The 12,024-nt window shown below is 48.5% G+C and carries 7 protein-coding genes and 4 pseudogenes; 4 read left to right on the top strand and 7 right to left on the bottom strand.

Annotated features, from left to right (window positions below; genetic code table 11):
* Window positions 1-124: 124 nt before the first annotated feature.
* The 3 genes and pseudogenes from O2S87_RS16630 to rdfA all read left to right on the top strand — a co-directional run.
* A pseudogene (locus O2S87_RS16630) lies at window positions 125-217 on the top strand (IS5/IS1182 family transposase); the annotation flags it as partial.
* A 73-nt stretch (window positions 218-290) separates the two neighbouring features.
* Window positions 291-2,237 carry an archaea-specific SMC-related protein gene (locus O2S87_RS16625; protein WP_475409885.1) on the top strand — a complete coding sequence of 649 codons (1,947 nt, stop codon included), beginning with the start codon at window positions 291-293 and terminating at the stop codon, window positions 2,235-2,237.
* Window positions 2,238-2,321: 84 nt separating this feature from the next.
* The gene (gene rdfA / locus O2S87_RS16620) at window positions 2,322-2,924 is read left to right on the top strand and encodes a rod-determining factor RdfA (protein ID WP_475409884.1); all 603 of its coding nucleotides are present in this window, start codon (window positions 2,322-2,324) and stop codon (window positions 2,922-2,924) included.
* A 597-nt stretch (window positions 2,925-3,521) separates the two neighbouring features.
* Here rdfA and O2S87_RS16615 read toward each other — a convergent pair.
* The 6 genes and pseudogenes from O2S87_RS16615 to folP all read right to left on the bottom strand — a co-directional run.
* Window positions 3,522-3,614, bottom strand: a pseudogene (locus O2S87_RS16615) (IS5/IS1182 family transposase); the annotation flags it as partial.
* 108 nt (window positions 3,615-3,722) lie between these two features.
* A pseudogene (locus tag O2S87_RS16610) lies at window positions 3,723-4,457 on the bottom strand (IS5 family transposase); the annotation flags it as partial.
* Window positions 4,458-4,663: 206 nt separating this feature from the next.
* Window positions 4,664-5,110: a GlcG/HbpS family heme-binding protein gene (locus O2S87_RS16605; protein WP_475409883.1), complete on the bottom strand. Its 447-nt coding sequence runs from the start codon at window positions 5,108-5,110 to the stop codon at window positions 4,664-4,666.
* 416 nt (window positions 5,111-5,526) lie between these two features.
* Window positions 5,527-5,904 (bottom strand): hypothetical protein, encoded by a 378-nt coding sequence (locus tag O2S87_RS16600; RefSeq protein ID WP_475409882.1) that lies wholly within the window; start codon window positions 5,902-5,904, stop codon window positions 5,527-5,529.
* Window positions 5,905-5,950: 46 nt separating this feature from the next.
* On the bottom strand, window positions 5,951-7,084 hold the full coding sequence (locus O2S87_RS16595) for an aromatic ring-hydroxylating oxygenase subunit alpha (protein ID WP_475409881.1): 1,134 nt from the start codon (window positions 7,082-7,084) through the stop codon (window positions 5,951-5,953).
* A gap of 275 nt (window positions 7,085-7,359) precedes the next feature.
* The gene (folP, locus tag O2S87_RS16590; RefSeq protein ID WP_475409880.1) at window positions 7,360-9,837 is read right to left on the bottom strand and encodes a dihydropteroate synthase; all 2,478 of its coding nucleotides are present in this window, start codon (window positions 9,835-9,837) and stop codon (window positions 7,360-7,362) included.
* 188 nt (window positions 9,838-10,025) lie between these two features.
* Here folP and O2S87_RS16585 point away from each other — a divergent pair, with 188 nt between their 5' ends.
* The gene (locus O2S87_RS16585; protein WP_475409879.1) at window positions 10,026-10,178 is read left to right on the top strand and encodes a hypothetical protein; all 153 of its coding nucleotides are present in this window, start codon (window positions 10,026-10,028) and stop codon (window positions 10,176-10,178) included.
* Between the two features lie 238 nt (window positions 10,179-10,416).
* Here the strand turns inward: O2S87_RS16585 and O2S87_RS16580 are convergent.
* Window positions 10,417-11,588: pseudogene (locus O2S87_RS16580) on the bottom strand (ISH3 family transposase).
* Window positions 11,589-12,024: the final 436 nt, after the last annotated feature.

The following is a 12,024-nucleotide window of genomic DNA, read 5'->3' as shown; positions in this document are numbered from 1 at the left end:
ATCAAGAGCATTTCAAACAGTTTGTCACTGACACATTCTTAGATCTCTCTCAACGTCTTGGATTTGCGAATGGTTGGATCAAAAAGTTCCTCACCGATATTCAAAAGTTACGCTGACCACTCATGCCGTGCGAGCGCTGGGCTGGTATCGGCAGTTCCGTGAAATTGTCCTGATGTTCGCCATCATCAACATAGAACCACTGTGTGAACCTCTGTAACCGTGGCTCAGCATCTATTCAACAGAGCAGTATATAGGACAGACTTAAATTGATAATGGGCCATATACTATCTATGGCGAAAAATCAACTTTCAGAATCTATTGCTCGTGTCAATGTTCAAAACATCGGTGGAATTGACGAAGCTGAGATTGCTATTCAGCCAGGTGTCTCTATCTTGGCAGGGCGCAATGCGACGAACCGTACCTCTTTTTTGCAAGCATTAATGACCGGACTCGGAAGCAAGCGAAGTTCACTGAAGGGTGACGCTGATGAGGGATCTGTCACTGTTGAACTTGGTGATGAGACTTACACTCGAACGCTCACTCGCCGAAATGGGACAGTCGTATTTGATGGAAATCCGTATCTTGACGACCCAGAACTGGCGGACCTGTTTGCGTTTTTACTTGAGAGTAATGCAGCACGCCAAGCTGTCGCTCGAGGTGACAGTCTTCAAGAGATTATTATGCAACCAATCGACACAGACGGTATCGAGGCAGAGATAAAAGCGTGCAGACAGAAGCGTGACGACCTGGAGACAGAAATCAAGCAGCTTGACGAACTCGAACGAGAACTCCCTGGACTGGAAGCTGACTGTCGAGAGAAGCAAGAAGAACTCGAAACGGCACGTGAGGAATTGCAATCCGTCCGAAAGCAACTCGATGAACTTGATGTTGGTGTCGAAGAAAGTCATAGTCGAAAGCAGGAACTTGAGGATGCGTTCCAACGGGTTCGCGACGCACGATCTGTGTTGGAAGACCTCAACTTTGATCTCGAAACTGAACGCTCGTCGCTATCAGAACTCGAAAACGAGCGCGAAGACCTCAGAGAAACATGTGCCAAATCAGGTGAACCTGAGGAGAATCTCGATCAAATTACGGGACGTCTCGATGAGCTACGCCAACGTAAGCGCTCTTTAGGCGACACTATCAACCAGCTTGGAAGCGTCATTAGTTTTAATGAAAAGACGCTCGACGGCAAAAGTCTGGGCATTGACGATGCTCTAACCAATGACACAACATCAAGTGATCCTACAGCAGCACTAACAGCCGGCGACGAAACCGTTTGTTGGACATGTGGGTCTGAAGTTGATACCGAACAGATTGAGACCACGCTGGATCAGCTTCGTGATATCAGGTCGGCGAAACTCGATGAGCGAAACGAGATTCGAACAAAGATAACCAAATTAAACGATCGTCAGTCTGAGTTGAAGCAGGAAAAGCTTGAACGAGAGCGTTCTGAGCGGCGGCTGTCGGAGGTTGAATCAGAAATTGAATCCACACGGGACCGAATTGATAATCTCAAAGCTGCGGTAGAACAGAAAGAATCAAACGTCGAGGAGTTCGAAGCCGAGGCCGAGTCGATCGAAATAGAAGATCACGATGAGGTACTCGAGTTACATCGCGAAGTGAACGGTATCGAACTCCGTATTGAGAGGCTTAAACAAGAAATCGAAGATATTGACGCAGATATCGAAGAACGTGAAGCAGTGATCAAAGAGCGGGAATCTCTCAAGCAAGATCGTAAAGAACTCTCGGATCGGCTAACCGAACTCCGGACCCGAGTCGACCGTATCGAGAAGGATGCAGTTGAGTCGTTCAACGAACATATGGAGACGGTGCTGAATCTCCTCGAGTATGACAATCTTGAGCGAATCTGGATCGAGCGACGTGAGACAGATGTTCGTGAAGGACGTCGGAAAGTGACTCGAACCCTGTTTGACCTCCACATTATTCGGACTGCAGCTGATGAAGCTACATACGAGGATACGATCGAACACCTCTCAGAGAGTGAGCGAGAAGTGACGGGCCTTGTCTTCGCGCTCGCTGGCTATCTCGTCCATGATGTAGATGAGGTGGTACCGTTCATCATTCTGGACTCCCTGGAGGCTATCGACGCCAAGCGTATCGCTAGCGTCGTCGATTACTTCCGTGATCGAGCAGAGTATCTTGTCGCCGCGCTGCTTCCAGAGGACGCTGCTAGCCTTCCAGATACGTACAGCTACGTTGAGAACATCAGCTAAACTTTCGGGTGAGATACAATCCACGGCTAAGGGCCTAAAGATTACATCATTAAGCTTGTAATGCTTCAGCATGTATAACCGAATATGCCAAATAAGTCCAGTGGGCGACGTACCAAGGTGGCGCAAGTCATTGAGAAGCACGCTCTGGAGGGAATGGGTGCACATATAGAAGCTGCCTGGATTGGTGAGGATGAGGAACGAACCAGTCTGCGTGATCTTGCTGACGAATTCAACCAGGCAGTACTTAAGACGGCCCTTCAAGAAGAGGGAATTTCTCCGATGAATTTTGAGGTCAATGGGACATATGAGGCACTCAAGCATGGATCTGGATCTGAAAGAACTCGTGCGGAGCGACGTATAGAGCGTGAAGGCATCGATCCAGATAGCCTCAGTAGCGACTTCGTGTCACATCAAGCAATCCATACGTTTCTCAAAAAAGACCGCGAGGCAAGTCTCCCCGAAACAGAAACGAATCCTGTTGAACCAAAGGTCCAAGCGATTGAGAAACTCCAAGGCCGGGTTACAGCTGTGTCTGAATCTGTGATTTCCTCACTGGAATCAGCTGACCACCTCAACCACGATGGTTATGACGTTCTTGTTGACGTGCGTACTATCTGTCCGCACTGTGGGTCTGATTACTCCATCGGAGAACTGCTTCGTAGTGGTGGGTGTCATTGTTCGCAGTGAATTCGATATAGAATGCGAATCGTTTTATTCGCACTCAGTACGCCAGTTTAGTTGCTAATGACACTAGACATCCACAAGCGTGAAACACAAAACAAACCACTTAGAGTACTAAAAATGAGTCTAAAGAGATGTTAAATAATACCATAATACTAGTATTTAGCTTGCGTTAGCCTGTGGGTTGTCGAATCAGATTTTCGTCGAAAGATTCATACAGCGTTTGCTCCAGAATCACAACGAGTATGATTAATCAACAGTTAGCTGTTACAAATCCGAAACAATCAGACTAGATAGAATCTATAATCTAAGTAGACATGTCGAATCAAGACATACTTAGCTGCGGTTTCGAGGAGGGAACACCATACACGCCAAAATGTATAGTATTAATTTTATATTGAGTATTTGAACAACCGTGCACGTACTTGCCAGTTTTAGATATTTTCAAAACAAAATAACCGTATTCAGACTATCCACTTAGTCATAAATGATATGCCTTCCGGTGCGTATACACAAATAATAAAATTCCGATTATATTATGTTAGGAATTAACTTCTCAGATAGATAATTGGACTGTGTTGAATCGCTATACAGCAGTAGAATTCACTGTTTCATAACACGCTTGATGTTATAGACGACACACATCAGCGCGATTTCTCGGAACTCACGGAACCAAGATCGCGCTCGCACGGCGAGAGTGGTTGGCATAACCCTTGAACAGTCTGGTGTCAGCAACAGGCCAGCGGAGACTAATCGCTCAATGGACGAGTACTCAAGCATTCAAAAGTGGTACAGACCACTCAAGCCGAGCGAGCGCTTGACTGTCGATTTCACCACTTCGGTCATCGAGCGCTGATTGTAGTTCTATTCGTCGATTCTGGCGTTGTGCGCGTGGCCGTAGAGTGCGAAGATACGATGTTTTATGAGCGGGCGAATCCCAAGATTATCGAGAGATTTGTGGAGCGATTGCTTATCCTATCCCTTGCCTGTAGCGAGAGACCGCAGATCGTCCGCACTCCGGCGGGCGATCTGTTCGATGAGGTCTGCATCGCTTCCTTTGGGGTTTGTTGAACAATGAATATCAAGGACGGCTTGAGAGTCTGTATCCACGATTTTCGTGACTTTCAACATCTGTACGTGGTAGCTGATTCGCTGGCAGTAGTGTCGGCTCGCAGCTGAGCGTTCGAATGTAGCGTCGATAGCACCGTGTTTCGACGGGTCTTGCAACTGCGCTGACTGATGCAGTAGCACTCGGCAGACACTCATATAGATCCGGTCGAACGACTTACACAACATGGATGTGGCGGAGAGATCAGCCGCGTCAAGGCCGATTTCCCCCGTTATTTGCGGCATCTCCTTCAGAAGGTCAATCGTCATCCGGTAGGATGTGTTGAGGTAAATCCGTAGACAATGGAGAGAAACGAGGGCGTAGTCGGCGAATCCGCCGCCACCTTCCGGGGCGGCGGATTCGTCTCTATCGCCAGTAATTCTTTGAGAAATCGGGACAATCTCGCTAATGAAGCGGGAGATTTGTGTTATACGCAACCGAATCTCTCCGCTTCAGCTCCTTTGATTTGGCGACCTAACCCGACGCAGTCTACTGATTCAATACAGTTGATAATTATGATTCTCTACTCTCTTTTGGAATCCTGTGATCGCTCTGAGTTGTGAATTTTGGACAGAACTCGTTCCCAAATCAAAAATAGAACTGATAAAATGAGTCAAGCAGATAATTATGCCCGAACTCAGTCGTGACAGAGCTCAACAGCGTCTTCTTCGACGAGTTGGTTCCATTTGTCGACACCAGCCTCTGCAACTTCGCGGTCTTGTGAGACGGCACCACCAGAGACACCGAATGCCCCAATAACCTCGCCGTCGGCTTCAAGTGGGTAACCTCCACCAAAGACGACTATACGACCCTCGTCTCGAGTGTCAAGGCCATATAGCGAGTTGCCAGGTTGGGTTGGTTCAGCGAGTTCATGAGTTGGCATATCAAGTGCGGCCGACGTATATGCCTTGTTTCTCGAGATACTGACTGATGCGAGCCACGCACCATCCATTCGGTGTTGAGCAATGAGGTTTCCCTCGCTGTTAGCCACTGTGATTACCATTGGATTTCCGATCTCTTCAGCTTTCGATTCAGCTGCGTCAATGATTTGCGTTGCTGTCGCCAGCGGTATAGATTTAACCACAAATAAGTATCTTTTTCAAGATAAATAAGGATATCGTTGTTAGGATAATATTAGGCTGTGAGTAATCGTCAAAACACGTTCTGCAGGAGTGGATCTGTTAATCAGCGGCACGTAAGTGGTTGATAGTACACAGTGTAGAATTATCGGATTCGATTGATGTGGCAATCATCAGAGACAATATACTCCGTTGAACGAAGCGTATTGAAAATTGCTGGACTTCATACCTGCAGTACGAGCTATTCTAGTATCATCTGATCATTATAGTGATTGGAAACGTCTTGTAGTCACGAAAGACGTTTTATCATTTTTGAATGGCCACATTGGACTGCCTGAGAAATTTTATGTCTCACTCTTAGTGCTTCAGAATTAACGTAACAGGAATATAGATTAGATTAAGCTCTATATCATATTATACACTAAAACGTACATAAGTGGTCGTCTCGTGGTTCATACATACCACCTGTCATCCGAGCCTCGCGAATATTATCCAGTGTCTCATCAATTGACACGGCTTGTTCGTTCAGAATGGCCGCAATGATACCGATGGGTACCCCATTTCCATACTTATCTTGGAGTTGCGAGACTATATTTTTCACGTTTGTGCCTATGACTTCTTCATTGAGATCTAGTTGTGCGCTTTCGAACACAACGCTATGTCCAGTCACGCGATTGTGACGGCGATGGAACTCAATGATTTCGTTTGGAGCATCTGTCTGGTGTGTGACGTCGCACTCTGGACAAATAGCGACGTATGTAGTCTGAGACTTTGTCGAAGAGCGATTATCTGTATTCATATTTTCATTTTATATCGGGTTGATCAGCCAACAGACTTCGTTCCAGCTATGAGTTGTAGGCTTCTTGAGCGAGTTGGTGGAAGCGATGAACAGTATGTTCGTTTGGGCCAAGTTGAGCCTGTGCGAGTGCTCCGGTTTTGAGTCCCTGCCACTGGCGTTCGACTAGCTCAAAGTCTTCTTCTTGGAGTTGCCGGCTCGTGCGGACGAACTCACGCTCATCTTCGCTAAGTTCACCATCTCGGAAGTAATAATCGGCGATAAGTTGGAATCGATCGGTATCGATCGGATCAATGATGTAAGTGCCGTACCCATCGGCAGTGCCGTACATATTAACAGTGAAGTTCGGCCAGAAGTAGTGGAATTGTGCCTCATGTTCGTCATGGATACGTAGCTCGTCATCGACTTCTGCATCGTGGGTGTAGTGGAGCACCCAATGGTAATCATTGACCTCGAGTTCGGATTCGTTGAGTGAGATTCCCTTAATCCAATCTTGGTGGTTTGCTTGACAGTGATCACACTCAGAGTAGTTACTAGAGAATACTTTCCAGTTACATTCGACTTCGGAGACGATCCGGGTAGCGTGTTCGTACTCCTCAAGTGGGAACGACTCGAGACGGTCTTTCATCACACCAGCCTGTTCAGCTAGTGACATCGGATCGTCGTCCAAATTCACGAAGATGAGTGGGCCAATGGTGTCAACATGGACATCGTTGAGACCGTTTGTGCTACAATCAAACTCTGGTACATCTTCGTCTTCAAGATCTGGGTTAAGACTTGCTTCCTCGAAACTTTTTGGTGTACTTTGAAGTTCACCATCTAGATCGTATGTCCATAGATGGTATGGGCACCGAATCCGATTTGACTTACCTGGGTCGGTCATCGGCGTATCCTCTACCATTTTCGACCCGCGGTGTGCACAGACATTATCAAACGCTTTGATCTCGCCGTCGTGATCGCGAACAATTATGAGTTGTCGATCACCAACGTTTCGGGTGAAAAATTCACCAGAATCGGTGATACAGTTGGCATGGCCTGCATATACCCAGTGTTGACCAAACACTTTCTCTTTCTCCATTTCGAAAACGCTGTCTTCAGTAAAGTACTTCGCTGGAAGTGCGTTTGATTTCTTTGTGATGTCGTCGCTCACATCTTTGATTTGTGAGTCATTCCACTGTGTCATACGATAATAGGTACACAATACCCAATAAAGAAACTTGACCTATGATACTACACACTATTATAACAGCAAGAGCTCTATCTTCAACTACGTACCGGAATTCATTGTGATGTATTAGACTTCTATATGGATGAAGTGACTTTATCAAAATCTATGTAACAAAGCCAGACACACATCAAGTTCTTATCTGTCTCTATCTTCAGCAATCCAATGGCTAAAAGTTGGCGTAGGAGTGTAACTCTTCGTTGCCAGATTAGGGGAACTGATATCTGGGCTATTTACATGTCTGAGTTGGTTTGGGTTGCAGTGGCGATGGCAGCAACGTTCGGCGGAACATCGTGAACACGAATCACGTCGACGCCACGCTCTGCCGCAAGCGCGGTCGCAGCTATTGTCGCCGCAGACCGGTCACCATCAGATCCAGCAGTTTGTTTGAACATCGACTTATGAGAATGTCCGATCATAACCGATGTCCCGAGCGATCGGAAATCATGGATTCGGTCAAGTAATTCAAAACTTTCGGTGGCAGATTTGCCGAAGCCAAGACCAGGATCTACGATAAGTTGCGAACGGTCGATTCCTGCTCGCTCGGCGAGGAGGACGCGCTCGGTGAGTTGGTTCAGGACATCATCGACAACGTTGTCATAACTGACTTGTCTGTTCGAATTGACTGGAGCAGAGACGCTGTGCATGAGCACGGCAGGAACGTTGTAATCAGCGATGACACGTCGCATTGCCGCATCTGTGAGACCAGTGACGTCATTTATCATATCGGCACCGATTTCGAGTGCTGCCCGGGCGACAGACGGTTTTCGGGTGTCGACCGAAAGTGTTGTATCGACACCGTTGAGACGCTTGAGAACCGGAAGGATACGGTCACGCTCTGTTTGCACTGAAATTGGCTTAGCACCCGGCCTAGTCGATTCTCCACCAATATCAATTATATCCGCCCCTGCGTCGATCATTTCTTTGGCCCGATCGACAGCTGCATGGACTGCCTCGTGCTCTCCTCCATCATGGAACGAATCTGGCGTTACATTGAGAATTCCCATCACCGCTGTTCCATTGTCCCAAGGGTGTTCGCCTACGGATTCATTAGCATTGATCCCTACAGATTTGAGCAGTTGTGTGGCAAAGTGGCGACTACCGACCGACCGTCCTCGAAGCTGGGATGTGAAATCTTTGAAGTTCTTAAGCGTCCCCGAGAGCACAACCTCGACGTGCTCATCGGTTAGTTTAGTGCCAGAGACTGCACAGCTGCCACCCAGCGACTCCATGAGCCGCCGAAGTTTCGTTGCTTCGCCGTGTTGTACGCGAAACCGTATCGTTCGGTGAACAATTCGATCCGATAGCTCCAGTCGTTCCGATTCGGGTACATCGGCGTCTTGCAAAGCTGTTTTAGCATGACCTGTAGTCGGCGTCTCTACTGTTCGGAACGCTCTTGTCCAGCGATCTCGTGCCTCACTAACTGTCGATAACGATCCCGTCACAAGTACACAATCCGACGGGCTAGCTGTCATCAGAGCTTGGTCAAGTGCTACGGGGATCGAATTGAACCGATTGATATCGGCATCAGTCTCCTGGCCGAACGTTAATTTGAGTGTGTCAACTTCTTGAGCCCGCTGGACGTCTGGTGGCGCGAGAAACACTTGATCAGCCGCCGAAAATGACTGGGCCATCTGCTGGTGATCTTTGTCACGTAAGGCTCCAAAGACGAGATATAACTCATTGTACTCGAATCGCTCGAGTAGGGACACAAGATTCGCACACGCGTCTGGATTGTGCGCTCCGTCAAGAATCGTCAGTGGTGAGTTGTCCATCACTTCAAATCGTCCCGGCCAGCGAACACTTCGAATTCCGCTTGTGATCGCCTCGCCCGTAGGATCGGCGATTTGCTTAGCTAGGGCGGTTGCAATCCCCGCATTGATCGCCTGATGCTGGCCGAGCAACGGGGTCTCGCTTTGTATTTCCCAGTCGGGCCCAACTAAGGAGACTGATGAGTGAATCGAAGAATCCATTTTAGTCTCTGTCGCCTGTATTATTGGTGCCGGTTCCTCTAGGTCATGAATAACTGATCGGTCGGAATCAGCTTTAAGATCATTTTGATCAGTTCCGACGCGGATGACTGCTGTTTCGTCGCGTATCGTTTCCAGAGCCTCACCGGTAGCGCCCGTTACTAACGGGCCATCTGTTGGTGCGACCTGGGCCTTGTCGCGTGCGATTTCTTCGATCGTTGACCCAAGAAGATCGGTGTGTTCAAGGCTCACATTTGTTACTGCCGACGTGACAGGGTCGACAACGCTCGTCGCGTCGTAGCGCCCGCCGATTCCGACTTCGAGAACCGCGATGTCGACATCTTTCCGTGCAAAGTGCCAGAGAGCTAAGCTCGTAAATACCTCGAAGAACGTGGGAGCAGTACCCTCAGCTGATCTTTTAACGATGGTGGGCCAGATTGTTTCAACGAATCTAATGACATCCTGTTTCGGAATTTTGTGGCCCTGCACGGTAATCCGCTCCCGTCTGTCGTTCAAATCCGGGGAGGTGTAACAGCCCACAGTGAGACCCGATTCTCGTAAGATGCGGTCAAGTATACGTGCCGTACTCCCTTTACCGTTGGAGCCGGCTATCTGCACGGCGTCGAAATTTTCCTGCGGGTCGCCGAGATCTGCAAGCAGGCCAGCGGTCGTATCGGTCCCCATCTCGGGACGAAGCCGCTTGAGCCGCTCTAATCGATTAACTGCTTCGTGATACTCCATACTAACGTATACCAATGACTACCAATAAAATTCCTGTCGGTCGAATAAGAGCCACAAAAGGTTTTAAAACAGTCATTTTGAATTCGATAAGATCCTATACAATCCTGTATCGATTGACTGCATACTTTTTGAGTAATTTATTCAATATCAACGACACATATATTAGTCATCCTAACAGTGTGTCATGCATGTCAGAGTTCGTCGCAACGTTCGCTGCAGTTCTCATCGTTATTTTTCTCGTCGCAACTCTCCTGCTTGTTATAGCGGGAGACTACTTTTTTGCTGGCACTATTCTCACGTTTCTTGCCTTTGCAATCTATCTTCGAGAAATGTCCAGCTGAAACCACAGATGAAAAAGACATTGGGATGCCAAAGTTATATTTTCTAGTATCGGTACTTCCCGAATGCTGCTTCGTGAGCTGTGCTGAGTCACGCTTCATTGGATCAAACGCTTCGTGATTGCTCTGTGAAGAGTGGAATAGAGTTCACTGATCAAGAGAACCAAGCGGAAAGAACTCATCTAGCCGTCAGAGACGGGTGCTGTAGCTCAGGAGGCGCTTACCGAGGCCGCGGGCTGACTCAGCCCGCGGCCGGTGAGTACGCTTCTGGTACACCGACGCCGTTCATTTCTATCTCCCAACTCCGCTCTAATTCCTCCTCTAAGGCGTGTCTGATCCAGTCAGAGAAGGTTTTGAACGTGAACTCTTCGGGTAGGTCGCGCCCGCCCCGCCGTGGGCGGGCGACGACCGCCCATCGAAGCACGAGCCAGAGATTTTCCAGCAAGAATCCAACTAGGACAAACGCAAAGCGGACGATTGGATCCTGAGTCGTTGTTACCACCCGTGCTTGGCGGAAAACACGATAACTGGTCTCAATCGCCGAGCGTTTCCGGTAGAGCCGTTCGACCTGTTTGGGCGTGCGATCAGCCAGATCGCACGCCACATAGCCTCGAACGATCTCTCCGCTTTTGCCACGATCTCCGGCTTGGTAGGAGACAGCGACTGCAAGCGGGAATTTCAGTTCCCGCTTGCAGTCTTTGTACATCCGATAGGTCGTCATGTACGAACAGTGCGTGTCTAGCTTCTTCTTCATGCGTTGCCCTTCTTTTGGACGGGAATGACAGTCGCAGCAATGTCACGTGACCGACGCAGGATGCGTTCGTTGTAGAAGCCGCGATCAGCCAATAGAAGGTCTATCTCGAAGGAATAGGCCTCGATGCGGTCGAGGACACGCTCGACCGCATCGGCCTCTTGCTCATCGCTTCACACGTACGTTGTTGCCAGCGTCACTGGGTTCCCGTTTAAGACGAGATATGCTGTGCAGTAGCGGTGACACGTTGTTGTACCGTCTTTGGCTGCCATTCGACAGAGCTCGCCGCTCACATCGCTGTACGTTCCATGGTAGGGGTTATCGACGAAATCAATGGAGACGATCCTCGACCGGTCAGGGTCGAGCATCGTCATTGCCATCTCCTTGAGAAGGTCGTTAGCAATCCGCTCTAGCCATTCTCGGTTGAGAGTATGGAGCCAATCCATGACAGTGTCGTCACAGGGAGCGTTATCGTTGTCTTTGCAGGTTTCCCAGACAGAAGTCTGGTTAACTGCTGCAAGGGTGACGACAGGCCAGATCTTGCCGGGATCGAGGGGCGAGCCCTCGATTCCCGGCAGCGGGAGCCGTCGAATAAAATCTTCCGCTAGTTCTTTGACCTCTGTAGCTGAAAGACAACCGTCTGGTTGTGGGATCTTGAACACATTCGCTCAACCAGACATCATCCTGATGAAAGCTACGTTTTAGCTTCAGCTCTCAAGCCGGTTGGGAAGTACCGAGTATAGCAATGATACTGTCAGAAGAGACGCCATGATTGACAAAGTATTGATAACGACAGATGGGAGTTCTATGGCGGAAGGAGCGGTTGTAATGGACTTGGGCTTGCTGAGGCGTTTGACGCCGAAGTGCACCTGATTTAGGTCCTCGAGACGGATGCAACCTACATACTCACTATTGGTGTGAGTGACAAAGAAATCTGTCCCATTTCGAGTATTTAAATTTGCTGTGAGTCAATCACATCCAACCGATGGGTACACGAGCAGATAGTACTCCTCGATCTACAGTTGGAGCTGAATTTTACTTGCTACTCGACGCAGTCGATAGCGAGTCTATTGCTGACGACTTCGAGATCGGGACATA

The sequence above is a fragment of the Halohasta sp. A2 genome (assembly GCF_056175805.1).
This window is presented reverse-complemented; position numbering and strand designations above follow the sequence as displayed.

Coding starts and splice junctions, on each gene's coding strand:
- O2S87_RS16625 (WP_475409885.1), top strand. CDS start 291: ATGGCGAAAAATCAACTTTCAGAATCTATTGCTCGTGTCAATGTTCAA.
- rdfA (WP_475409884.1), top strand. CDS start 2,322: ATGCCAAATAAGTCCAGTGGGCGACGTACCAAGGTGGCGCAAGTCATT.
- O2S87_RS16600 (WP_475409882.1), bottom strand. CDS start 5,904: ATGAATACAGATAATCGCTCTTCGACAAAGTCTCAGACTACATACGTC.
- O2S87_RS16595 (WP_475409881.1), bottom strand. CDS start 7,084: ATGACACAGTGGAATGACTCACAAATCAAAGATGTGAGCGACGACATC.
- folP (WP_475409880.1), bottom strand. CDS start 9,837: ATGGAGTATCACGAAGCAGTTAATCGATTAGAGCGGCTCAAGCGGCTT.
- O2S87_RS16585 (WP_475409879.1), top strand. CDS start 10,026: ATGTCAGAGTTCGTCGCAACGTTCGCTGCAGTTCTCATCGTTATTTTT.